Origin of the sequence: Nocardia exalbida NBRC 100660, from assembly GCF_000308575.1 — a bacterium.
Classification (GTDB): Bacteria; Actinomycetota; Actinomycetes; order Mycobacteriales; family Mycobacteriaceae; genus Nocardia; species Nocardia exalbida.
The window spans coordinates 1-22082 of the sequence record NZ_BAFZ01000072.1; the positions used below are offsets into that span (position 1 = coordinate 1).

The window sequence follows — 22082 nt, forward strand, 5'->3', positions numbered from 1 at the left end:
GCCGCGAGGCCGAAGATCTCCTCGGGCTCGGGCAGCCGTCCGGGACCGGTGTCGGCGCCGGTGAGCCGCCCCGCCGCGGGTTCCATGACGATCGCACCGTGGGCGCGCAGCGTCGCGACATTGGCGACGGTCGCCGGATGCTCCCACATCTCGGTGTGCATCGCGGGCGCGAACAAGATCGGACATCGGGCCGTCAGCAACGTGGCGGTGAGCAGGTCGTCGGCGCGGCCGGAGGCGGCGCGGGCCATGAGGTCGGCGGTGGCAGGGGCGATGACCACCAGGTCCGCCTCCTGGCCCAGCCGAACATGCGGGACCTCGGGCACGTCGGAGAACACACCGGTGTGCACCGGGTTCCCGGACAGTGCCTCGAAGGTCGCCTTACCGACGAACTCCAGCGCCGAGTGGGTGGGGATCACCCGGACGTCGTGTCCGGTCTCGGTGAACCGCCGGACCAGAGAGCACGCCTTGTAGGCGGCGATCCCTCCGGCTACGCCGACGACGATCCTTGTGGTCACTACGCCTCCGGCCTAGTCGTGGTCACGGGCGAACGCGGTTCGCCTCACTCGCCTTCGGAGTGCTCGAGCAGGTCGGAGTGGATCTCGCGCAGCGCGACCGACAGCGGCTTCTCCTGCAGACCCGGCTCGACCAGCGGGCCCACGTACTCGAGGATGCCGTCGCCGAGCTGGTTGTAGTAGTCGTTGATCTGCCGGGCCCGCTTGGCCGCGTAGATGACCAGGGCGTACTTGGACGACGTGCGCTCCAGCAACTCGTCGATCGGCGGGTTGGTCAGGCCGACCGGGGTGTCGTAGGCGGGCGCGGTCTTGGTGTCCGTACTGCTCACTAGGGGGACTCCTGGTGTTTGGGAGGTCACGAACTCGAATTTGTGCTAACGAACAACGATACCAACTGCTCACAGGCGCTGGTCACCTCGTCGTTCACGATAACGATGTCGAACTCGTCACAGGCGGCCAGCTCGATCCTGGCCGTTTCCAGGCGGCGCTCGATCACCTCGGGCGACTCGGTGCCGCGCGAGGTCAGCCGCGCCACCAGTTCGTCCCAGCTCGGCGGGGCCAGGAAGACCAGGATCGCTTCCGGGATGGCCCGGCGCACCGACCGCGCGCCCTCGAGATCCACTTCGACCAGGACCGGAAGACCCTCCGCCAGAGCGGCGCGCACCGGCCCGGCGGGGGTGCCCGACCGCTGCAACCCGCCGTGGATGTCAGCCCACTCGAGCAGCTCGTCCGCCTCGATCATCGCGTCGAACTCCGCACGGGAGACGAAGCGGTAGTCGAGGCCGTCGACCTCCCCGGGCCGCGGGGCCCGGGTCGTTGCCGACACGCTGAAGACCAGGTGGGGCAGTCGTTCGCGGACACAGCGGACCACGGTGGACTTGCCCACGGCCGAGGGGCCGACCAGTACTACCAGTCGACCCTTCCGCGTGTGTTCGATCACCCTAGTCGTCAGGCGTCGAAGTCGAACCGGGCGAGCAGCGCCTTGCGCTGCCGGTCGCCGAGTCCGCGCAGCCGCCGGGTGGGGGCGATCTCCAGCTCGCTCATGATTTCCGCCGCCTTGACCTTGCCCACCTTCGGCAGGGCCTCCAGCAGCGCCGACACCTTCATCTTGCCGAGGATCTCATCGGTCTCGGCATCGGTGAGGACCTGCTTCAGGTTGGTGCCGCCACGCTTCAAGCGCTCCTTGAGCTCCGCCCGAGCGCGGCGAGCGGCAGCCGCCTTCTCCAAAGCAGCGGCGCGCTGCTCGTCAGTCAGCTGGGGAAGGGCCACGGTTCCTCCGTCTCATCGTTCATTGCATCAACTCCTGCCGGTAACCCAGCAGTCTCAGCGACCGTACCCACGACGTCCGCTGATTGCGAACCCACCCCCCAGGTCAGCGCATGATTCCGGATAGCGGCGACACCAGGGGGGTGCGTCGCCCGACCCGCCCGCGCCACCACGCGGAGCGCGCTGCGGGATTCGCGAAACACGCCGCCAGCAGGGCGTTTTCGGCAAACCGAGTGGTTTGCGGGAGGGTTGCGGTAGCGCAGCGCATCGTTCCAGCAACCCCTCACGCGCCCTACCAGGAACTTTCTCGAAATTTTCCGCGTGTCGCGAGTTCTACCCGCGTGTCGGGCGTCACATCCGAGACATTCGGCCCGCTCGGCGCGGCATCCGGTGCCGGTTCGCGGCCCTGTACGCCGGTCCAGCGGGCAGGTGCCCAGCCGAGCACCGATGAGCGCCGAAATCGGCGCAGGAGAGCGCACAGGCACCGGTAAGGCCGCGTGTGTGAGTACAGCTGCACGCGCATGCGCCCCGGAAAGACCGAAGGCCGGCGCGGGTGCGCCGGCCTTCGCGGTCAATTCTGCAGAAACGCGAACGTGTCCTGGAGCTCGTGCACCCTGGCACGCAGTGCCGGGACGTCGGGGCCCGCTCGCAGCAGCTCGCGCGAGACGTTCGGGAGGACGGCCCCGAGCATCGGCTCGGGGACCAGCTCGCGGATCGTGTCCGGGCCGCCGCCCTGCGCGCCCACCCCGGGCATCAGGATCGGACCGTTGAGCGCGGACAGGTCCGGCGCCTCGCGCAGCGTGGCGCCGACCACCACGCCCACCGAACCGAACTCGCTGCCCGCGTTGCGGGCCGCGGCTTCGTCGACCATCGTCTGCGCGACCGCGCGGCCGTCCGCCCCGACCGCCCGCTGCACCTGCACTCCCTCGGGATTCGACGTCGCCGCGAGCACGAAGACGCCGCGGCCGTTGGCCTCGGCGAGGGTCAGCGCGGGCGCCAGCGAACCGAATCCGAGGAACGGCGAGACCGTCACCGCGTCGGACGCGAGCGGACCGTCGGCCAGCCAGGTCCGCGCATAGGCGTCCATGGTGGACCCGATGTCGCCGCGCTTGGCGTCGGCGAGCACCAACGTGCCCGAGGCGCGCAACACCTCGATGGCGCGCTCCAGCACGGCGATGCCGCCGGAGCCGTAGGCCTCGAAGAACGCGACCTGCGGCTTGACCAGCGCGACCAGACCGTCGAAGGCCTCGACGCAGATCTCGGCGAAGCGCTCGAGGCCCTCGACGTCCTCGGGGAGGTCCCAGGACCGCAGCAGTTGCGGGTGCGGGTCGATCCCGACGCAGACGGGCCCGAAGTCCCGCATCGCATGCCGCAAGCGCTCGCCGAAGGTCTTCATCTCGCCCGCTCCGTCCGGTCGCGGCTCACCCACGCAGCACCGAGTGCAGTTCCTGCAGGGACCGCACACCGATGCCGCCGTTGATGCTGGCCTCGATGCCCTGCACCGCGGCTGCCGCACCCTGCACGGTGGTGATGCACGGGATGTTCACCCCGACCGCCGCGCTGCGGATCTCGTAGCCGTCCACGCGGGGCCCGGAGTTGCCGTAGGGCGTGTTGAACACCATGTCGACCTCACCGTCGCGGATCTGCTCCACGATCGTGGGCTGGTCGTCCGGACCCACCTCGGAGTGCTTGCGCACCTGCTCGCACGGAATTCCGTTGCGGCGCAGCATCTCCGCCGTGCCCTCGGTGGCGAGGATGCGGAAACCGAGATCGTGCAGGCGCTTCACCGGGAAGACCATCGCACGCTTGTCCCGGTTGGCGATCGAGACGAACACGGTGCCCTCGGTGGGCAGCGATCCGTAGGCGGCGGTCTGGCTCTTGGCGAAGGCGGTGCCGAAATCGGCGTCGATGCCCATCACCTCGCCGGTGGATTTCATCTCCGGCGACAGCAGCGAATCCACGCCGCTGCCGTCGGCGCGCCGGAAGCGGTGGAACGGCAGCACGGCCTCCTTGACCGCGACCGGAGCGTCCAGCGCGACATGCCCGCCGTCGCCCTCGCTCGGCAGCATGCCCTCCTTGCGGAGTTCGGCGATGGTGGCGCCGAGCATGATCCGTGCGGCGGCCTTGGCCAGCGGCACCGCGGTCGCCTTGGACACGAACGGGACGGTCCGGCTCGCCCGCGGGTTGGCCTCCAGGACGTAGAGCACGTCGTCCTTGAGCGCGTACTGCACGTTGAGCAGGCCGCGGACGCCGATGCCCTTGGCCAGCGCGATCGTGGAGCGGCGCACCGCCTCGATGTCGCTGCGGCCCAGCGTGATCGGGGGCAGCGCGCAGGCCGAGTCGCCGGAGTGGATGCCCGCCTCCTCGATGTGCTCCATCACGCCGCCGAGGTAGACCTCCTCGCCGTCGCACAGCGCGTCGACGTCGATCTCGATCGCGTCCTCCAGGAAGCGGTCGACCAGCACCGGGTGCTCCGGGCTGAGCGCGGTCGCGCGAGAGATGTAGCCCTCCAGGGACTTCTCGTCGTACACGATCTCCATGCCGCGGCCGCCGAGCACGTAGGACGGGCGCACCAGCACCGGGTATCCGATCTCCGCGGCGATCTTGCTGGCCTGCGCGAACGTGGTGGCGGTTCCGTACTTCGGCGCGGGCAGCCCGGCCGCGACCAGCACGTCGCCGAACTCGCCGCGGTCCTCGGCCAGGTCGATGGCGGCCGCGCTGGTGCCGACCACCGGCACGCCCGCCTCGGTGAGGCGCTGCGCCAGTCCGAGCGGCGTCTGCCCGCCCAGCTGCACGATGACGCCCGCGACGGTGCCCGACTCGCACTCGGCGTGGTAGATCTCGAGCACGTCCTCGAAGGTCAGCGGCTCGAAGTAGAGACGATCGGCGGTGTCGTAGTCGGTGGAGACGGTCTCCGGGTTGCAGTTGACCATCACCGTCTCGTATCCGGCCTGCGACAGCGTCTGCGCCGCGTGCACGCACGAGTAGTCGAACTCGATGCCCTGGCCGATCCGGTTCGGTCCGGAACCGAGGATGATCACCTTCTCGCGCTCGGGCTGCGGCGCCACCTCGGATTCGGCGGCGGGATCGAGTTCGTAGGCCGAGTAGTGGTACGGCGTCTTGGCCTCGAACTCGGCGGCGCAGGTGTCGACGGTCTTGAAGACCGGGCGGACACCGAGCCGGTGCCGCAGGGCGCGCACGCCGGTCTCCCCCGCCAGCTCGGGCCGCAGCGCGGCCAGCTGACGATCGGACAGGCCGTAGTGCTTGGCCCGGCGCAGCAGCGGCTCGTCCAGCACGGGCGCGTCGAGGATCTCCCGGCGCAGCTCGACCAAGCCCGCCACTTCCGCGACGAACCACGGGTCGATGCCCGAGGCGGCGGCGACGTCCTCGATGCTCGCGCCCAGTCGCAGCGCCCGCTCGACCTGGTAGATGCGCCCCTCGGTGGGCGTGCGCAGATCCTCCAGGATCGCTTCGACGTCGGTCCACGCGCCGTCGTCCTGGGTCCAGAAGCCCGCGGCCTTGGTCTCCAGTGAACGCAGCACCTTGCCCAGCGATTCGGCGAAGTTGCGGCCCAGCGACATCGCCTCGCCGACGGACTTCATCGTGGTGGTCAGCGTGCCGTCCGCGCCGGGGAACTTCTCGAACGCGAACCGCGGCGCCTTGACGACCACATAGTCGAGGGTCGGCTCGAAACAGGCCGGCGTCTCTTTGGTGATGTCGTTGACGATCTCGTCGAGCGTGTACCCGATGGCCAGCTTGGCGGCGATCTTCGCGATCGGGAAGCCCGTCGCCTTCGACGCCAGCGCGGACGAGCGCGAGACGCGGGGGTTCATCTCGATGACGATCAGGCGGCCGTCGCTCGGGTTCACCGCGAACTGGATGTTGCAGCCGCCGGTGTCCACGCCGACCTCGCGCAGGATCGCGATGCCGAGATCACGCAGCTTCTGGTACTCGCGGTCGGTGAGCGTCATCGCGGGGGCGACGGTCATCGAGTCGCCGGTGTGCACGCCCATCGGGTCGACGTTCTCGATCGAGCAGACCACCACGACGTTGTCGCGGCCGTCGCGCATCAGCTCGAGCTCGTATTCCTTCCAGCCGAGAATGGACTCCTCGATGAGGACGTTCGCGGTGGGCGAGGCGGCCAGGCCGCCGCCCGCGATGCGATCGAGGTCCGCCTCGTTGTAGGCCATGCCCGACCCGAGGCCGCCCATGGTGAACGACGGGCGCACCACCACCGGGTAGCCGAGCTCGGCCACCGTCTCGCGGGCCTCGTCCATGGTGAAGCAGACCCGCGAGCGGGCGCTCTCGCCGCCCACCTTCGCCACGATGTCCTTGAACTTCTGCCGGTCCTCACCGCGCTGGATGGCGTCGAAGTCGGCGCCGATCAGCTCCACGCCGTACTTCTGCAGCACCCCGCGCTCGTGCAGTGCGACCGCGGTGTTCAGCGCGGTCTGGCCGCCCAGGGTGGCCAGGATGGCGTCGGGGCGCTCCTTCTCGATGACCTTTTCCACGAACTCCGGCGTGATCGGCTCCACGTAGGTGGCGTCGGCGAACTCCGGGTCGGTCATGATCGTCGCCGGGTTCGAGTTGACCAGCGACACCCGCAGGCCCTCGGCCCGCAGCACCCGGCACGCTTGCGTGCCGGAGTAGTCGAATTCGCACGCCTGGCCGATGACGATCGGGCCAGAACCGATCACCAGGATGTGCTCGAGATCCTCGCGGCGAGGCATCAGGCTCCTTCCATGAGACCGGCGAAACGGTCGAACAGATATGCGGCGTCGTGGGGTCCGGCAGCGGCCTCCGGGTGGTACTGCACGGAGAAGGCGCGGCCGTCGACCAGCCGGACGCCTTCGACCGTGCCGTCGTTGGCGCAGACGTGACTCACCTCGGCCGTGCCGAAGGGGGTGTCGAACCGCTCGCCCCGCTCACCCTCCAGCGCGAACCCGTGGTTCTGCGCCGTGATCGAGATCCTGCCGGTCTCGTGCTCCACCACCGGGATGTTGATGCCGCGGTGACCGAACTTCATCTTGTACGTGCCCCGGCCGAGCGCGCGGCCGAGGATCTGGTTGCCGAAGCAGATGCCGAACAGCGGCAGGCCCGCACCCAGCACGCCGCGGGTCAGCTCGACCGCGGTGTCGGCGGTGGCCGGGTCGCCCGGACCGTTGGACAGGAAGACCCCGTCCGGCTTCAATTCGAGGATCTGATCCAGCGTGGTGGACGAGGACACCACGTGCACCCGCATGCCGCGCTGCGCGAACATGCGCGGGGTATTGGTCTTGATCCCGAGGTCGACCGCCACGACCGTGCGACGGTGCTCGCCGTCGGGCTCGATCGTGTAGAGCGCGTCGGTGGTCACCTCGCCCGCGAGGTCGGCGCCCAGCATGGACGGCTGCCCGGTCACCCGGGCCACCAGCTCGTCGGGGGCGGCGAGCGCGTCACCGGAGAAGATGCCCGCCTTCATCGAACCGCGGGTGCGCAGGTGCCGCACCAGCGCGCGGGTGTCGATGCCCGCGATGCCGACGATCCGCTGCCGCTCCAGTTCGTCCGGCAGCGTCGTGGTGGCGCGCCAGTTGGACGCGCGCCGCGCGGGGTCGCGCACCGCGTACCCGGCGACCCAGATCTTGGTGGACTCGTCGTCCTCGTCGTTCCAGCCGGTGTTGCCGATCTGCGGCGCGGTGGCCACCACGATCTGCCGGTGGTAGGACGGGTCGGTGAGGGTCTCCTGGTACCCGGTCATCGCGGTGCAGAACACCGCCTCACCGAGCGTCTGGCCCACGGCGCCGTAGGCCCGGCCGCGAAACACCCGGCCGTCCTCCAGCACGAATGCCGCTTCTCCTGTCATCCCTCGTCATCTCCCGTCATCGTCCCGCTCTGATCCGCCGCAGGAAGCCGGCGCCAAGCCGGGTAGACCGACTTGTCGTCGCCGCGGAAACCCGTATCGATCTCGGTTCCGGTCGGCAGCTTCCAGCGAATGACCAGCACACCATCTTCCGTCATCACTTTGCCCGCGTGGCCGCGTTCGGTGCGCACCGCCGTGATGGATTCCTGCGGAATCCAGATCACCGTCGCGCCGTCGCGCTCGAGCAGAATCCCCCGTTCGAACCGCGTGAGTTCCGCGGTGGCCCGGAAACCCAGGTCGCCCACCGTGATCCGGTCCTGCCAGCTGGGCGCGATCGTGCTGCCCAGGTACAGGCCGGTGGTCGGCTCCAGCACCTGCGCGCCGAGCTCGGCGGGCACGGCGGGCAGCTCGCCGATGCGCTCCGCCTGACGTGCCGCGCGGTTGCGCCATCCCCGGTACATCAGCCAGAGGCAGACCGCGAACAGGATCAGCAGCCCGGCAACCCAGAGTGTTCTCTCCATTTACGAACCTCCTCGAAGGGCTGCGCCCAGCGCCTTGCCGTCGCGGGCGGTGACCCGGCCGCGCAGCAGCGTCGCCGTCACCCGCGCCGGGAAGCTCATCGCCTCGAACGGCGTGTTGTTCGAGATGCTGGCCAGTTCCTTCCCGCGCACCGTCCAGCTCGCCTTCGGGTCGACCAGCGTCAAGTTCGCCGGCTCACCGACCTCGAGCGGCCTGCCGTGCTCGTCCAGACCCACGATCGCGGCCGGGCGCTCGCTCATCACGCGGGCGACGCCGCGCCAGTCCAGCAGCCCCGGCTCGACCATGGTCTGCACGATGATCGACAGCGCCGTCTCCAGTCCCAGCATGCCGGGCCGGGCAGCGGCGAACTCGCAGCACTTGTCCTGCTCGGCGTGCGGAGCATGGTCGGTGGCGACGCAGTCGATGATGCCCTCGGCCAGCGCCCGCCGCAGCGCGGCGGCGTCGGACGCCTCGCGCAGCGGCGGGTTGACCTTGTTGACCGCGTCGTAGGTCTCCAGCCGGGAGTCGTCCAGCAGCAGGTGGTGCGGGGTGACCTCGGCGGTGATGGAGATGCCCTGGGACTTCGCCCACCGCACCAGTTCCACGGTGCCGGCGGTGGACGCGTGGCAGATGTGCACCCGGGCGCCGGCGTCGCGTGCCAGCAGGGCGTCGCGCGCGACGATGGACTCCTCCGCAGCGCGCGGCCAGCCCGCCAGCCCCAGCCGGGCCGCGGTCGGTCCCTCGTGCGCGATGGCGCCCTGGGTCAGCCTCGGCTCCTCCGCGTGCTGGGCGATCAGCACCCCGAGCGAATTCGCGTACTCCAGGGCGCGGCGCATGATCAGCGGGTCGTGGACACAATGGCCGTCGTCGGAGAACATGCGCACCGCGCCGACGCCCGCGGCCATCGTCCCCATCTCGGCGAGCTGCTTGCCCTCCAAGCCGACGGTGACCGCGCCGACCGGATACACGTCGACCAGGCCCACCTCCCGGCCGCGCCGCCATACGTGGTCGGTCACGACCACCGAGTCGGCGACCGGAGCGGTATTGGCCATCGCGAACACCGCGGTGTAGCCGCCGAGCGCGGCGGCGGCGGATCCGGATTCGATGGTCTCCGTGTCCTCACGGCCCGGCTCGCGCAGATGGGTGTGCAGGTCGACGAAGCCGGGCAGCAGAACCTGCCCCCGCGCGTCGACGATCTCGGCGTCGACCGCGTCCAGATCGGTGCCGATCCGGCGGATCTCCCCATCGGCGACGAGCACGTCGACCGGTTCGCCTTCGCCGTACAGCCGCGCACCCTTGATCAAGACGGCGGTGCCGTTGTTTCCGCTCATGCCACTACCTCCTGTGTCCCGACGAGCAGGCGGAACAAGACCGCCATCCGCAGGTGCACGCCGTTGGTGACCTGTTGCAGCACCGCGGCTTTCGGCGAGTCCGCGACCGAGGACGCGATCTCCATGCCGCGCAGCATCGGTCCGGGGTGCAGCACGACGGCGTGGTCCTCCAGCAGGGCCAGCCTGCGTTCGGACAACCCGTAGGTGATCGAGTACTCGCGCGCCGACGGGAAGAACCCGCCGTTCATCCGCTCGGCCTGCACGCGCAACATCAGCACCGCGTCGGCGCCGATCAGTTCGGCGTCCAAATGGTGCGAGACGCGGGCGGGCCAGCTCTCCACGCCGACCGGAAGCAGCGTGCGCGGGGCGACCAGCACGACCTCCGCGCCGAGCGTGGCCAGCAGGAAGACGTTGGACCGCGCGACCCGGCTGTGCAGGATGTCGCCGACGATGACGACCCGCTTGCCCTCGATGTCGCCCAGCCGCTGCCGCAGCGTCAACGCGTCCAGCAGGGCCTGGGTCGGATGCTCGTGTGTTCCGTCACCCGCGTTGACGACCGCCGGGCCGGAGGCGCGTCCTGCCGAGACGGCCCACTCGTCCATCCAGCGGGCGATCTGGTGCGCGGCGCCGGACGCCGGGTGTCGCACGATCAACGCGTCGGCGCCGGCGGCGTGCAAGGTCAGCGCGGTGTCGCGCAGAGACTCACCCTTGGCGACCGAGGAACTGCTCGCGCTGACGTTGATCACGTCCGCGCTCATCCACTTGCCCGCCACCTCGAACGAGACCCGGGTCCGGGTGGAGTTCTCGAAGAAGACCGTCATCACGGTGCGCCCGCGCAGCGTGGGCAGTTTGTGCACCTCGCGGCCGAGCAGGGCCTGTTCGAACCGCTCGGCCTCGTCGAGCAGTTCGGTCGCGGCTGCGCGATCCAGCGCGGCGACCGACAGCAGATGCCTCACGCGCATGCCTCCTGCCGCGAGCCGGCGTGTGGCAGTTCCATCACGCCTCCTCCTGGTGCAGGTAGACGCCGTCGCGGCCGTCGTGCTCGGACAGCAGGACCGAGATGTCCTCGGACCGGCTGGTCGGTACGTTCTTGCCCACGTAATCGGCGCGGATCGGCAATTCCCGGTGACCGCGGTCGATCAGCACCGCCAGCTGCACCGCGCGCGGACGGCCCAGGTCGCGCAGGCCGTCGAGCGCGGAGCGGACGGTGCGACCGGAGAACAGGACGTCGTCGACCAGAACCACCAGCGCGTCCTCGATGCCGCCTTCCGGAACGGAGGTGCGTTCCAGCGGCCGGTGCGGACGGCTGCGCAGATCGTCGCGGTAGAGGGTGATGTCGAGCGAGCCCAGGGCCGGGCGGACGCCGGAGAATTCCTCGATCTTCTCGGTGAGCCGCGCCGCCAGGGTGGTTCCCCGGGTGGGGATGCCGATCAGCACCAGCCGCGGCGCGTCCGGCTCACCCGCGTCCAGCGCGGTCTTCTCGATGATCTGATGCGCGATGCGCGCGACGGTCCGCCCGACATCCGAAGCCGACAACAGCTCTCGCCCCGCCGCCACCCACTCCGGGGTATGTCGCTGCGATGTCTCCGCAGCGCCGGACTTGGCGGCCCGCTCTTCGGGCACGGCCATGCCGACCTCCTTCCCCGCCTCACCGGACGGTCCGTTAAAGGATGTCTTACGGCAAGCAGCGTATCAGCGCCGTCAGCCCCGCTTTCACCAGGCATATCACGCTGTGAGCGGGGCCACTGACCGCCGCAGCGGACGCGGTCGCGCGCTGGTGGCGGACCGCGAGAATCAATCCGAGATCCCCGCTGCCCAGAGCCGCCGGGCGACCGAGCAGCGCCACCGGATCGCCCCAGGCCCGGAGAGTGTTCCGCCATCCGGGCGCGGCGGCCTATGGGCCAGATCCGCACCACGACACTCGGCAACCATGGCTGAAAACCGCTAGCACATATGTTCGATAAGCAGTACGCTCGGCCGCATGTCCACACCGCTGCAGAGATCGCTGCTCGACGGATTCGGCGACACCGAATTCGCGCCGCTGCGTGATACGCGCCGTACCGTGCTCGACCACGGGGCCTGGGTGGACCTGCTGCCCGGATGGCTCTCGGGCGCGGACGCGCTGTTCGACCGGCTCGTCGACCGCGTGCCGTGGCGAGCCGAGCGCAGGCCGATGTACGACCGCGTGGTCGACGTGCCCCGGCTACTGCGGTTCTATTCCGAGCACGAACCGCTGCCGGACCCGGCATTGGCCGACGCCCGCACGGCATTGAGCGAGCACTACCGGCACGAACTCGGCGAGCCGTTCCGCACCGCGGGCCTGTGCTACTACCGGAACGGGCGCGACAGCGTCGCCTGGCACGGCGACGACATCGGCCGAGGGGCCACACACGACACCATGGTCGCGATCGTGTCGATCGGGGCGCCGCGGGCGCTGCTGCTGCGGCCGCGCGGCGGCGGCGCGAGCATCAAATACGCTGTCGGCCACGGCGATCTACTCGTGATGGGCGGCTCATGCCAGCGCACCTGGGAGCACGCGGTGCCGAAGACACGCAAACCCACCGGTCCGCGGATCAGCATTCAGTACCGCCCACGCGGCGTCCGTTGAGCGGGCCCCGGGCGCTCCGCCGCCCGTCACGTGTCGCTGTGTCCGGTTAGCCTGGCAACATGAGCAATCCAGGGGCGGGGGTCTTGGCCGTGATGCCGCTGCACACGATCAGCGAGGTCTACGGCGAAGCCGGGCTGCGGGAACGACTACTGCTGGAAATCGCCGAACTTCCGGACACGCAGCGCCTGGCCGCGGCGCTCGATCTCGCGGCCGACCTGCACCGTGACGACCGGTACGGCCGCGAGCCGTACCTCAGTCACCTACTGCGCGTGACGATTCGGATCATCAGCCACTACGAGGTCCGGGATCCCGATGTGGTCGCGGCGGGGCTGTTGCACGACTCGGTCGAGGACCACGCCGCCGAACTGGCCGCCGATCGCCCCGGCCCGGCCGTCGACGCCGCGCTGGACGCACTCACCGAGCGGTTCGGTGCGCGAGTGGCCGATCTCGTCGCCGCGGTGACCAATCCCGAACCGGATCCGGCGCGCGACCGGCAGGCGCAGTACCGCGAACACGTCGCGGCCAACCTGGACCGGGACCCGTGGGCCCGCGTCATCAAACTCTCCGATTTCACCGACAACGGCGTCGGCATCCTCTACGCCACCGGTCCCGCGATGACGAAACTCGCCGCCAAATACCGCCCGCTCACCGACGTCTATCGCGACCTGGTCACCCGCCCGGACACACCGCTGGCCGACCACGTCCGGCAGCACATCCTCGACCAACTCGACCGCGCGGACGAACGCTTCGAGGCCATCCTGTCGCGGGACTGATCGCCGCGCCGGCCCCGGACCGGAATGCCTTGCGGCACAACGGGATCTAACACCGAGCATCACGAGAACAGCCTTTGCGACCTGAACCCGTACCGATCCGGCACGCACGAACTCTTGTCGTCGCGCCGACGCGGTCCCCGGCCGCCGCCCCGAGCGCACAGGACGATCACGCGCGGAGCGTTGAGCGGTCAGGGCGTGCGCAGCACCGACTCGACCAACTCCCGCACCGCCGCCAGCAACCGATCGGTCTCACCGGCCCGGACCATGGCAGGCACCAACTCGGCGCTCAACGCGCCGAGCAGCAGCCGCCCGACCACTTCCGCGTCCAGGTCCGGACGCGCTTCGCGCAGCAACGTGGTGATGTGGTTGTCCCAGAACGCGTGGAACTCGGCGGTCCGCGGATGCGGCGGCTCGGTGCGATAGGCGACCATCAGCTCGGAATTGTCGATCACCAGCCGCGCCATCGCGTCGAAGTAGGCGATCAAGCGGGCCTCGGCGGGCGCACCGGGACCCAGCGGCGGTGGGCCGTTGGTGATCGCGTCCATGAGCGTGAGCGCGCTCTCGGCGACCATCTCGTGCAAGAGCCCGGCGCGGTTGCCGAAGCGATGGAAGATGGTGCCCTTGCCCACTCCGGCGGCCGCCGCGACACGCTCCATGGTGATCGCCTCGGCACCGTGCTCCGCGAGCAGCGCGCTGGTGGCCTCCAGAATCGCCCGTCGATTACGCGCCGCGTCCGCCCGTTCTCTGGGCCGTCCGTCGCCCATCGCACCCGCCTTCTAGACAAGTTGACCGGCGGTCCATATGATTCGGTAATCAATTGGACCGCCAGTCAATTTATGGAGTTCGTGATGCAGGCAATCGTAATGACGGCAGTGGGAGACCCCGACGTGCTGGTGGCCGAGGAGGTCCCTGCGCCGCGACCGGCCGAGGACGAGGTGGTGATCCGAGCCGAGGCCATACCGGTGCTGTTCCCGGAGACAAAGCTGCGCTCCGGCGAGTTCCCGCTCGCCGCGCCACCGCCGCTGATCTTCGGTTTCCAGGCCGCGGGAATCGTTACGGAGGTCGGAGCGCAAGTCGATTCCGCGCTGCTCGGACGGCGAGTCGTAGTGGCGACCAGAGGTTTCGGTGCCTACGCCGAATTCGTGGCCGCGCCCGCTGATTCGGTGGCGCCCATCCCGGACGGCCTGTCCTTCGTCGACGCCGCCGCGGTGCTGATGAACGGATCGGTGGCGATTCCACTGCTGGAGACCGCCGCGCTGACCGGCGTCGAAACCGTCCTGATCGAGGCGGCCGCCACGGGCGTCGGCAGCGCCCTGACCCAACTGGCCGGAGAATTCGGGGCGGCTCGCGTCATCGGCACCGCGGGCAGTCCCGAGAAAGCGGCCCGGGCGCGCGAGCTGGGCGCCGACGAAGTGATCGACCACAACGATCCCGCGTGGACCACCCGGCTACGTCAAATGCTCGGCGGCGCAACGGTGGACGTGGTGTTCGATTCGATCGGCGGTGTGAGCGCTTCCGGCCTCCTCGATCTCATGACTCCGCTGCGCGGACGGATGCTGGGCTACGGCTGGCTGTCCGGCGCACCCGCGCAGGTGTCGGCGACCGACCTGATCATGCGCGGGTTGACCTTCACCGGCTGCGCGGGGCCGGACTGGCTGAACCGAGTCGCGCAGGCACGCGGAGCAGTGCTGGCCCGCGCGGCGGCGGGTGGGCTCGATCCGCTGGTCGAGACGGTCCTGCCGCTCGGCCGGGCCAGTCACGCGCACCGGCTGCTGGAGAACCGGGCTGCGCTGGGCAAAATCGTGCTGCGACCGGAAGCCGCCACGTCCTGAGAGCGGTGTGAAGCCTGCGTCGCCGTGGCTAGGGTGGGTTCCGTGCGGACTTCTCTGGAATCCCATGTCGGCGCCGCCAACGCCCTCACGGCACGCTGGTGCGCGGCGGCGGGCGAACGAGACTTCGTGGTGTCCGGCGCGGGCGTCTGGCCGCTGCTGGCCTTGCTCGCCTCCGCGGCGGACGGTCCGGCACGGGAAGAACTGTCGACGGCGATCGGCGTACCCGCGGCGAACGCCCGGGAAGAAGCGCTCCGGTTGCTGCACGACCTCCAGCGCGCGGACGCGGTGTCGGCGGCACTGGGCGTGTGGGTGCGCCATGATCTTCCGCTGCACGAAGCCTGGTCGCGACCGCTGCCCGAGGGAGTTCTCGCCCGGCTGGCCGGCCAGTCCGAACTCGACAGCTGGGCGGCCCGGCATACCGACGGGCTCATCGAGCGGTTCCCCCTCTCGGTCGATCCCGGCACGCTGCTGGTGCTCGCCACCGCGCTGGTCGCGAAGACCCGGTGGCAGGTGCCCTTCGAGGTCGCGACGCTGACCCCGAAAGACGGTCCGTGGCAGGGTCATCGCGGCCCCGGGTTGTCCCGCGCGAGCACAGACCTGGCGAACGCCGCGATCCTGGACGCGCCGGAGCCGGTCACGCGCGTCGTCGTCGAAGGTGTGGCCGACCTCGACGTCCACCTGCTGCTCGGCACGGGCCGATCCGGGACCGTGCTCGGAACCGGCCTGGCGGCGCTGGCCGGCGCCGTGCCGGTCCGCTCCGACCTGCCGGTCGGCACCGAGGGGCCGGGCCTCGCCGTGCGCACCGAGCAGGTGCTGACCCGCACCGGTCAACTGCGAATCCGGCTGCCACCCTTCGAGGTCCGATCCACCCATGACCTGCTCGCCGGGTCCGGCTTGTTCGGCCTGACCGCCGCGACCGACTGCACCCAGGGCCATTTCCCGGCGATCTCGCCGTTCCCCCTCTGCGTCGGTCGAGGAGCGCAGGAGGTCCTCGCCCGGTTCAGCCATGAAGGCTTCGAGGCCGCCGCCGTGACGTCCTTCGCGTTACGCGCGGCAGCGGCGGCGCTGCGGCACCACCACGCACCCGTCGTCTCGGTGATCTTCGACCGCCCCTTCGGCTTCCTCGCCGTACACCGCCCGACCGGTCTCGTGGCCGTCGCGGGCTGGATCGCGACCCCGCCCGCGTCATCCCCCGACGTTCCGGCCTGAGCACCCGCCCGCACCGCTACCGCCGGGCGAAGTGCGGAGCGTGCTCCGGCAAGACGCCGCGAGCGAGCAAGTACGGTGGCACGCTGCGTATCACGGGGACGCGGCGCAGGATCCGGACCGGCAGCGGTGCGCGGGAAGCGCTCGCGATGTCGATTCGCCCGTCCAGGGCCGGAGCGATCGCGATGGCGTGCAGGAGCCGCTGCATGCCCTGCGTCACGACGGTCGGGAATCTGCGCCGTCGCTGCACCTTCGCCAGATCCCTGATCCGCAGCGCGCCCGAGAGCAGCGGCGGGGCGAGGATTCTCGCCGCGGCGACGGCGTCCTGAACAGCCAGGTTGATGCCGACGCCACCGGCGGGTGACATGGCGTGGGCGGCGTCGCCGAGGCAGAGCAGGCCGTGGGTGTACCACTGGGTCAGCCGGTCGAGTTTCACTTCCAGCAGCTTGACCTCGTCCCAGCCGGACAAGGCGTCGACCCGGTCGTGAAGCCAGGGCGCGGCCTCGGCCAGGGCGCGCATGATGTCCTGAACCGGTCCGCGGCGGGCGGATTCGTCCGCGCCCTTGGCGATCAACGTCGCGCACTGCCAGTAGTCGCCGCGGTCGAGCAGAACCGCCACCCGCCGGGCGCTGACGATCGGCAGCGCGCCCGCGGGGTCGATCTCGGTGCGCGGCAGGCGGAACCACCAGACGTCCATCGGCGTCGACCAGGTGTGTGCCGACAACCCCGCGGCCGACCGCAGCAGCGATCCGCGGCCGTCGCAGGCCACGGTGAGGTCGGCTTCGATCGAGCCGGTCGCGCCGTCGGCGGTGCGGTAGACGACGCCACCGACCCGTCCGTCGATCCAGACCAGGTCGGTGGCCTCGGTATTCATCCGCAGGCGGAAGGTGGGCTCGGCCGCCGCGGCACGCGCGAGCAGATCCAGCAGATCCCATTGCGGCACCATGGCGACGTATTTGTGCTTGCCCGGCAGGTTCTTCAGCGTCGCGAGGGTCTGCAGGCCGCCCGCGATCGGCAACTGCACCTGATCCACCTTGCGCGCGGGAAGTTTCGCGAATTCGGCGCCGAGACCCAGTTCGTCGATCAGATCGAGGGTGGTGGGATGCACGGTGTCGCCGCGGAAGTCACGGAGGAAATCCGTGTGCTTCTCCAGCACCGTGACCTCGACACCGGCCCTGGCCAGCAGCAGCCCGAGGAACATTCCGGCCGGTCCCCCGCCGACCACCAGGCATGTCGTGCGTTCCATCGACTGTGCCTCCTCGGTCGCCGCATCCCGCAAGGTCTCGCCTGTCGCGCAAATCCTAGTGCGGTGGGAGCGGCACCGGATCCGGATCGGCTGCGGCCGACCGGATCCGCGGCCGCTCAGCCGATGTCCCTGCGCAAGACGAAGAAGTACGGTTCGGCCATACCGCGCAAATCCATCACGCCGAGCAGGGTGTGCTCGTCGGCGCGCCGGAAGTGATCGATGATCGGCAGGTGGTCGTAGACCATCGCGGCACTCGTCACGCCGCGGTATTCGACCGACCGCAGACGCGCGGTGGGTTTACGCGTACGCAGCGCGGGAGCGAGGGCAGGCAGCAGTTTGCGCAGGGCACGCACCCCGGACAGCGGCACCCGCCCGGCCAGGCCGAGCGGGACGCGGCGCGGATCGATCGGGAAAACTTCGCCGCCCGAGGTGAACAGCAGCGGATGCACGTGATCGGAGCCGTCGAACTGCTTGCCGTACCAGCCCGAAGCCACCAGCACACCATCCATCGGATGGCCCGTGTGCAGTTCCTCTCCCCGCCAGCGCCCCGTCGTGATCTCCTCGACCGGCGCCGCGGGGAGGCGGTCGAACAGTGCCCACGCCTCCTGCGTGGTGCGGACGTCCGTCACGGTCAGCTCGTTCGTGGCCATGTCTCCTACTTCCCTCGGCGAGGCAACGTTGCGAGAGATACCCTATCGGTCTCTCAGAACGCGACTGACCAGTAGGCCCTGGCGTGCCTCACGCGCCTGGTCAGTAAGTGGCCATGAGATAGATCCCCGCGATGATCATGACGCAGGCGACGATGCGCTTGGAGTTCACCGTACGCCGCGGGAACCCCATCAGCCCGAAGTGATCGATCGCGAGCGCACCGAACATCTGCCCCGCGATGATCAGGGCATTGAAGGTGCCCGCGCCCACATCGGACGCCACCGAGATCATCGCCAGGATCGCGGCTCCGCCGAGGAGACCTCCGAACGGCGCCCACCGGGGCATGCTTCGGATGTCGAGCCGCGTCGGCCATGGCCGACGGGAGGAAACCAGCAGCGCCACGGTGAGAAAGATCGCGAAGCCGGTGAATGCCACGGCGTAGGAGATCACGCCGCACAGCCAGACATTCTTCAATGCGAGCTTGAGGGAGTTCTGACATCCGGCTTCCACGGAGCGCAGCGCGCCTCCGACCAGGATGAATGCGAAGATGAGTGCCATCGTGGCGCGGGGCAGGGTGGCACGGGTCTTTTCGGCGGTCTGAACCGTCATCGAGAATCCTCGGAGGGCGCGAAGGTTGGATGGTTGGACCGGCAGCGGTGCGTGTTCCCGGGTCAGGTGACGCTGACCCTGGGCTCGCCGGCCGCGGACTCGTCGGCCATCAGGTAGATCGCGAGGGTGATCAGCCCGCAGGCCAGCAGACGGGGCAGACTGGCGGATCGCTCGTCGAATCCCATCAGGCCGAAGTGGTCCATGATCACGGCGACCACCATCTCGCCGACGATCACCAGCGCGCTGAAGGTCGCCACACCGACGTATCGGGCGACGGCGATCATTCCCATGACGGCCGCGCCGCCCAGCAAGCCGCCGAACGGCGCCCACCACGGCATGTTCCGCAGGTCGTCGAGCGTCGGCCACGGCGACTTCGACGACAGCGCGAGGAAAATCGAAAAGCCGGTAAGCGCTACGGCGTAGGAGATCACGGCGCAGAGCCACATGTTCTTCATGTGGTCCATCAACGTGTTCTGACAGCCCGCTTCGGCCGACCGTAGGCTGCCTCCGACCAAGATGAACAGAAAGACCAGTCCGATGGCGATGCTCATGGGCAACACATCCTTGATTCGGCGGCGGCCGAGAACCGGAGTCGGCTCGGACACACCACCCCGGGCCCCCGAAACGGCCTGAATGTGTTCGAGCCGACATCCGGGCCGACCTGTGACTTGAATAACGTACCATCGGATAACGGCACGTTCAACGGGTAATCCGTGGGGTGCCGACTACATAAGCCGCCCCGGCCGAAAGGGGCGCGAACGAAGGGCTGCGATCATGGCACTCGTGCCCGACCTGGTCGACTCCTCTTCGCGTAACTCGCCCTCCGCCCCGGCCACGCCGGCATCGAAGCCGCGGCTGAGCGTCCTGGACCGGATCCGGCTCGGCTTGCTGGGAGCAGGTCTGCTGTGTGTGCTCACCGGTCTCCTGCCCCGCGCCGAGGCCGTCGCGAACATGCGTCGCGTCGGCCCCTTGCTGCTGTTCCTCGCCAGCGTGATCGTGCTGGCCGAACTGACCAGGCAGGCCAAGGTCTTCGACGTCATCGCCCATCGGCTCGCGATCCTCGGTCGCGGTCACTATCCCGCGCTGTTCGGACTCTGTGTCCTGTTCGCCTCCGCCACGACCATCGTGCTGAATCTCGACACCACGGCGGTGCTGATCGCCCCGGTCATGCTGGCCCTCGCCGCGCCCGCCCGCATTCCGCCGCTTCCGCTGGCAATGACCACGCTCTGGCTGGCCAACACCGCGAGTCTGCTGTTGCCGGTCTCCAATCTCACCAATCTGCTCGCCGCCGATCGCGTGGCACTGACCGCGACCGGCTTCGCGGCGAAGATGTGGGCGCCGCAACTGGTTTCGATCGGGGCGACGATGGTGTGCCTGTGGCTGTGGTACTGGCGGCGGGGACGACGGGACACCGATCGCTATGTGCCGCCCGAGCCGATCCGCCCCGCGAACTTCCGGGAGCGCTCGCTGCTGCTGGCCACCGCGGGCGCCTGCTCGCTGTTCGTCATCGCGATCCCCGTCGTCGGCGACCGGATCGGTATCGCGGCGACGCTCGCGGCGCTCATCGCCGTGGCGGCGTTCGCCGTCTTCGACCGCGCCGCCCTGCGGCTGTCGCTCATCCCGTGGCGGCTGCTCGTCTTCGTAGTCGGCCTGTTCCTGGTGGTGCCCACCCTGAGCCGGTTCGGTCTCGCCGACGCGATGCACGCCTTGATCGGGACCGATCCCGGTGCGTCCGGCGCGTTCCGGGCCGCCGCGGCAGGCGCTGGCCTCTCGAACATCGCGAACAACTTACCGGCCTACACCGCGGGCGAGGCGGTGATTCCCCAGCAGAACGGCGATCAGCTTCTCGGGCTGTTGATCGGTACCAATATCGGCTCGATCGTCACGCCGTGGGCCTCGCTCGCGACGCTGCTGTGCTTGGAGTTTTGCCGCATGCACGACGTGCGCGTTCCCATGCGGCGTTTCGTCCTGACCGGCCTCGTCCTCGCGGTGACCGCCACCGCCGGCGCGGTCGCGGCGCTGTTGATCACGGGTTAGTCGCCGAGACGGCGGTCACCGATCAGCGCCTGCGACGCCCGCTTGACCTCGAGTGCGGTCGAGGTACGAGGATCGGTCGTGCTCCCGCTGGTCATCCGTACACCCACCAGCGGGAGTTCCACCTTCGAAACCGGGGCGGCGTCGAAACGACCGAGGTGATTACGGGCATCGCCTTTTGGCTTCGGGCGGTGAGCCGCTGGACCGGTGAGCGCCTATACCGAGATCGAAGCGAGGATGCGGTGCCGCGGCACCCTCAGTTCGGTGTGGTGATTTCCCACTCGTAGACGGTCAGTTCCGAGGCGCCGGTGGTGTGCACGGGATCGGTGAACGCTATTTCCCGTGCGGCGTCGAGATTCTCGGCGAGAATCACGTACGCGCCACCGGTGCCGTCGGTGAAGCGGCCGCTCTCCTGCAACTGCCCACGGTCGTGCAGCGACCGCAGGAACTGCCGGTGCGGCTCGGTGACGGCGGCGTCGAAGCGCGGGGTACGCATCACCAGCACGAGGTACTTGTTCACGGCTCGGGCTCCGGGCGCGGCGCCCTTGTCGCGGCCGCCGCGGCACGCACCTGCGGCGCCACCAGGACGACCTGCCCCAGCACGCCGTTGAGGAAGGACGGGGAATCGTCCGTGGACAGCTCCTTGGCCAGCTCCACCGCCTCGTCCACGGCGACGACCGGCGGGACATCGCTCGCGTGGAACAGCTCCCAGACCGCGATGCGCAGGATCGCGCGGTCCACGGCGGGGAGACGCGCGAGAGTCCAGTCCTGCAGGTACGACTCGATGGTGCCGTCCACCCGGTCGAGGTCGTCGGCTACGCCACCGACCAAGGTGCGGGTGTAGGGGTGCACCGGCGCGACCGACTGGTCGCGGGTGGCGAGTTCGGCGCGCTCGTCGAGCAGGTCGGCGGCATCGACGTCTCTGGCCTCCGCCTCGAACAGCAGGTCTACCGCCCGGCGGCGGGCCTTGTGCCGTGCGCCGAGCTTCTTGTACGCGGACTTCTTGTCCACGGGCTGTTCAGCCACGGTCACATCATCCCGGATTCGCAGGCCCGGGCGCTCAGGCGTTGACCCGGCCGAGGTAGCTGCCGTCGCGCGAGTCGATGCGCAGCTTGTCGCCCGTGTTGATGAACAGCGGGACCTGCACCTCGGCGCCGGTCTCCAGGGTGGCGGGCTTGGTGCCGCCGGTGGAGCGGTCACCTTGCAGGCCGATGTCGGTGTGCTGGACCACGAGCTCGATCGAGACCGGGAGCTCGACGTACAGCGGCGCACCCTCGTGCATCGCGACCTGGACGTTCATGTTCTCCAACAGGAAGCGGGCACCGTCGCCGATGGTGGCCTCGGAGATGGAGATCTGGTCGAAGGTCTCACCGTCCATGAAGACGTAGTCCGAGCCGTCGTGGTAGAGGTAGGTCATGTCGCGGCGGTCGACGGTGGCGGTCTCCACCTTCACACCGGCGTTGAAGGTCTTGTCGACGACCTTGCCGGACACGACGTTCTTCAGCTTGGTCCGCACGAACGCGGGGCCCTTGCCCGGCTTGACGTGCTGGAACTCGATGATCTGCTGGAGCTGACCGTCGATCTTCAGCACAAGGCCGTTCTTGAAGTCGCTGGTGTCCGCCACTGTCTTCGGATCTCCTCGTTCTACCGCTTGGTCTC

Annotated in this window: 24 protein-coding genes; 5 read left to right on the top strand and 19 right to left on the bottom strand. The window is 69.5% G+C overall.

From position 1 onward, the window contains the following. From ON29_RS17510 to pyrR, 11 genes are all read right to left on the bottom strand, one after another. Nucleotides 1-515: flavoprotein (locus ON29_RS17510; protein WP_040867557.1), on the bottom strand; the 515-nt coding region annotated here is incomplete at its 3' end. Nucleotides 516-559: 44 nt separating this feature from the next. Further along, nucleotides 560-841: a DNA-directed RNA polymerase subunit omega gene (gene rpoZ / locus ON29_RS17515; protein WP_039798918.1), complete on the bottom strand. Its 282-nt coding sequence runs from the start codon at nucleotides 839-841 to the stop codon at nucleotides 560-562. A gap of 26 nt (nucleotides 842-867) precedes the next feature. Continuing rightward, nucleotides 868-1452, bottom strand: a complete 585-nt coding sequence (gene gmk / locus ON29_RS17520; protein ID WP_040867559.1) for a guanylate kinase — start codon at nucleotides 1450-1452, stop codon at nucleotides 868-870. Nucleotides 1453-1460: 8 nt separating this feature from the next. Continuing rightward, nucleotides 1461-1781 (bottom strand): integration host factor, actinobacterial type, encoded by a 321-nt coding sequence (gene mihF / locus ON29_RS17525; protein ID WP_028476708.1) that lies wholly within the window; start codon nucleotides 1779-1781, stop codon nucleotides 1461-1463. A gap of 568 nt (nucleotides 1782-2349) precedes the next feature. Continuing rightward, nucleotides 2350-3174, bottom strand: a complete 825-nt coding sequence (gene pyrF / locus ON29_RS17530) for an orotidine-5'-phosphate decarboxylase (RefSeq protein WP_040867589.1) — start codon at nucleotides 3172-3174, stop codon at nucleotides 2350-2352. Between the two features lie 25 nt (nucleotides 3175-3199). Beyond that, the gene (gene carB, locus ON29_RS17535; protein ID WP_040867560.1) at nucleotides 3200-6508 is read right to left on the bottom strand and encodes a carbamoyl-phosphate synthase large subunit; all 3309 of its coding nucleotides are present in this window, start codon (nucleotides 6506-6508) and stop codon (nucleotides 3200-3202) included. Continuing rightward, entirely contained in the window at nucleotides 6508-7620 is a 1113-nt protein-coding gene (gene carA, locus ON29_RS17540; RefSeq protein WP_040867561.1) for a glutamine-hydrolyzing carbamoyl-phosphate synthase small subunit, read from the bottom strand. The genes carB and carA overlap by 1 nt, the downstream gene beginning before the upstream one ends. Next, nucleotides 7617-8138 (bottom strand): PH-like domain-containing protein, encoded by a 522-nt coding sequence (locus ON29_RS17545; protein ID WP_040867562.1) that lies wholly within the window; start codon nucleotides 8136-8138, stop codon nucleotides 7617-7619. The genes carA and ON29_RS17545 overlap by 4 nt, the downstream gene beginning before the upstream one ends. Then, on the bottom strand, nucleotides 8139-9467 hold the full coding sequence (locus ON29_RS17550; RefSeq protein ID WP_040867563.1) for a dihydroorotase: 1329 nt from the start codon (nucleotides 9465-9467) through the stop codon (nucleotides 8139-8141). Then, complete coding sequence (locus ON29_RS17555; RefSeq protein WP_040867591.1) at nucleotides 9464-10423, bottom strand: aspartate carbamoyltransferase catalytic subunit; 960 nt, start codon at nucleotides 10421-10423, stop codon at nucleotides 9464-9466. The genes ON29_RS17550 and ON29_RS17555 overlap by 4 nt, the downstream gene beginning before the upstream one ends. A 40-nt stretch (nucleotides 10424-10463) precedes the next feature. After that, nucleotides 10464-11096, bottom strand: coding sequence for a bifunctional pyr operon transcriptional regulator/uracil phosphoribosyltransferase PyrR (pyrR, locus tag ON29_RS17560; protein WP_040867564.1), 633 nt, complete (start codon nucleotides 11094-11096; stop codon nucleotides 10464-10466). Between the two features lie 352 nt (nucleotides 11097-11448). On the opposite strand from pyrR, the gene ON29_RS17565 reads away from it, so the two are divergent. After that, nucleotides 11449-12075 (top strand): alpha-ketoglutarate-dependent dioxygenase AlkB, encoded by a 627-nt coding sequence (locus tag ON29_RS17565; RefSeq protein ID WP_040867565.1) that lies wholly within the window; start codon nucleotides 11449-11451, stop codon nucleotides 12073-12075. Between the two features lie 59 nt (nucleotides 12076-12134). Beyond that, on the top strand, nucleotides 12135-12848 hold the full coding sequence (locus ON29_RS17570; protein ID WP_040867566.1) for an HD domain-containing protein: 714 nt from the start codon (nucleotides 12135-12137) through the stop codon (nucleotides 12846-12848). A gap of 188 nt (nucleotides 12849-13036) precedes the next feature. On the opposite strand, the gene ON29_RS17575 is transcribed toward ON29_RS17570, so the two are convergent. After that, on the bottom strand, nucleotides 13037-13612 hold the full coding sequence (locus ON29_RS17575) for a TetR/AcrR family transcriptional regulator (protein WP_040867568.1): 576 nt from the start codon (nucleotides 13610-13612) through the stop codon (nucleotides 13037-13039). 84 nt (nucleotides 13613-13696) lie between these two features. Here ON29_RS17575 and ON29_RS17580 point away from each other — a divergent pair, with 84 nt between their 5' ends. Then, entirely contained in the window at nucleotides 13697-14680 is a 984-nt protein-coding gene (locus tag ON29_RS17580; RefSeq protein WP_040867592.1) for a quinone oxidoreductase family protein, read from the top strand. A gap of 42 nt (nucleotides 14681-14722) precedes the next feature. Next, nucleotides 14723-15889, top strand: coding sequence for a serpin family protein (locus ON29_RS17585; protein ID WP_040867595.1), 1167 nt, complete (start codon nucleotides 14723-14725; stop codon nucleotides 15887-15889). A 16-nt stretch (nucleotides 15890-15905) separates the two neighbouring features. Here the strand turns inward: ON29_RS17585 and ON29_RS17590 are convergent, their stop codons facing one another. From ON29_RS17590 to ON29_RS33915, 4 genes are all read right to left on the bottom strand, one after another. Beyond that, nucleotides 15906-17132 (bottom strand): FAD-dependent oxidoreductase, encoded by a 1227-nt coding sequence (locus tag ON29_RS17590; protein ID WP_040867570.1) that lies wholly within the window; start codon nucleotides 17130-17132, stop codon nucleotides 15906-15908. Nucleotides 17133-17248: 116 nt separating this feature from the next. Further along, nucleotides 17249-17782, bottom strand: coding sequence for a DUF4334 domain-containing protein (locus ON29_RS17595; protein ID WP_040867572.1), 534 nt, complete (start codon nucleotides 17780-17782; stop codon nucleotides 17249-17251). A gap of 100 nt (nucleotides 17783-17882) precedes the next feature. Then, entirely contained in the window at nucleotides 17883-18389 is a 507-nt protein-coding gene (locus ON29_RS17600) for a DMT family transporter (RefSeq protein ID WP_040867573.1), read from the bottom strand. A gap of 62 nt (nucleotides 18390-18451) precedes the next feature. Beyond that, nucleotides 18452-18940 (bottom strand): DMT family transporter, encoded by a 489-nt coding sequence (locus tag ON29_RS33915; protein ID WP_157172817.1) that lies wholly within the window; start codon nucleotides 18938-18940, stop codon nucleotides 18452-18454. A 223-nt stretch (nucleotides 18941-19163) separates the two neighbouring features. Between ON29_RS33915 and ON29_RS17610 the strand changes: the two genes are divergently transcribed. Continuing rightward, nucleotides 19164-20426 carry an ArsB/NhaD family transporter gene (locus ON29_RS17610; protein ID WP_083863692.1) on the top strand — a complete coding sequence of 421 codons (1263 nt, stop codon included), beginning with the start codon at nucleotides 19164-19166 and terminating at the stop codon, nucleotides 20424-20426. Between the two features lie 253 nt (nucleotides 20427-20679). Here the strand turns inward: ON29_RS17610 and ON29_RS17615 are convergent, their stop codons facing one another. From ON29_RS17615 to efp, 3 genes are read right to left on the bottom strand one after another with little or no spacing between them, the layout of a single operon-like run. Then, on the bottom strand, nucleotides 20680-20943 hold the full coding sequence (locus ON29_RS17615) for a YciI family protein (RefSeq protein WP_040867575.1): 264 nt from the start codon (nucleotides 20941-20943) through the stop codon (nucleotides 20680-20682). Next, nucleotides 20940-21449 carry a transcription antitermination factor NusB gene (gene nusB / locus ON29_RS17620; protein WP_040867601.1) on the bottom strand — a complete coding sequence of 170 codons (510 nt, stop codon included), beginning with the start codon at nucleotides 21447-21449 and terminating at the stop codon, nucleotides 20940-20942. Before nusB ends, ON29_RS17615 begins: the two co-directional genes overlap by 4 nt. A 34-nt stretch (nucleotides 21450-21483) precedes the next feature. After that, nucleotides 21484-22047 carry an elongation factor P gene (gene efp, locus ON29_RS17625; protein WP_040867576.1) on the bottom strand — a complete coding sequence of 188 codons (564 nt, stop codon included), beginning with the start codon at nucleotides 22045-22047 and terminating at the stop codon, nucleotides 21484-21486. Between the last annotated feature and the right edge of the window lie 35 nt (nucleotides 22048-22082).

What these genes read in the sequence shown, in the direction of transcription:
- pyrF (WP_040867589.1), bottom strand. Translation starts at nt 3,174, where the DNA reads ATGAAGACCTTCGGCGAGCGCTTGCGGCATGCGATGCGGGACTTCGGG.
- carB (WP_040867560.1), bottom strand. Translation starts at nt 6,508, where the DNA reads ATGCCTCGCCGCGAGGATCTCGAGCACATCCTGGTGATCGGTTCTGGC.
- carA (WP_040867561.1), bottom strand. Translation starts at nt 7,620, where the DNA reads ATGACAGGAGAAGCGGCATTCGTGCTGGAGGACGGCCGGGTGTTTCGC.
- ON29_RS17545 (WP_040867562.1), bottom strand. Translation starts at nt 8,138, where the DNA reads ATGGAGAGAACACTCTGGGTTGCCGGGCTGCTGATCCTGTTCGCGGTC.
- ON29_RS17550 (WP_040867563.1), bottom strand. Translation starts at nt 9,467, where the DNA reads ATGAGCGGAAACAACGGCACCGCCGTCTTGATCAAGGGTGCGCGGCTG.
- pyrR (WP_040867564.1), bottom strand. Translation starts at nt 11,096, where the DNA reads ATGGCCGTGCCCGAAGAGCGGGCCGCCAAGTCCGGCGCTGCGGAGACA.
- ON29_RS17565 (WP_040867565.1), top strand. Translation starts at nt 11,449, where the DNA reads ATGTCCACACCGCTGCAGAGATCGCTGCTCGACGGATTCGGCGACACC.
- ON29_RS17570 (WP_040867566.1), top strand. Translation starts at nt 12,135, where the DNA reads ATGAGCAATCCAGGGGCGGGGGTCTTGGCCGTGATGCCGCTGCACACG.
- ON29_RS17575 (WP_040867568.1), bottom strand. Translation starts at nt 13,612, where the DNA reads ATGGGCGACGGACGGCCCAGAGAACGGGCGGACGCGGCGCGTAATCGA.
- ON29_RS17580 (WP_040867592.1), top strand. Translation starts at nt 13,697, where the DNA reads ATGCAGGCAATCGTAATGACGGCAGTGGGAGACCCCGACGTGCTGGTG.
- ON29_RS17590 (WP_040867570.1), bottom strand. Translation starts at nt 17,132, where the DNA reads ATGGAACGCACGACATGCCTGGTGGTCGGCGGGGGACCGGCCGGAATG.
- ON29_RS17595 (WP_040867572.1), bottom strand. Translation starts at nt 17,782, where the DNA reads ATGGCCACGAACGAGCTGACCGTGACGGACGTCCGCACCACGCAGGAG.
- ON29_RS17600 (WP_040867573.1), bottom strand. Translation starts at nt 18,389, where the DNA reads ATGACGGTTCAGACCGCCGAAAAGACCCGTGCCACCCTGCCCCGCGCC.
- ON29_RS33915 (WP_157172817.1), bottom strand. Translation starts at nt 18,940, where the DNA reads ATGAGCATCGCCATCGGACTGGTCTTTCTGTTCATCTTGGTCGGAGGC.
- ON29_RS17610 (WP_083863692.1), top strand. Translation starts at nt 19,164, where the DNA reads ATGGCACTCGTGCCCGACCTGGTCGACTCCTCTTCGCGTAACTCGCCC.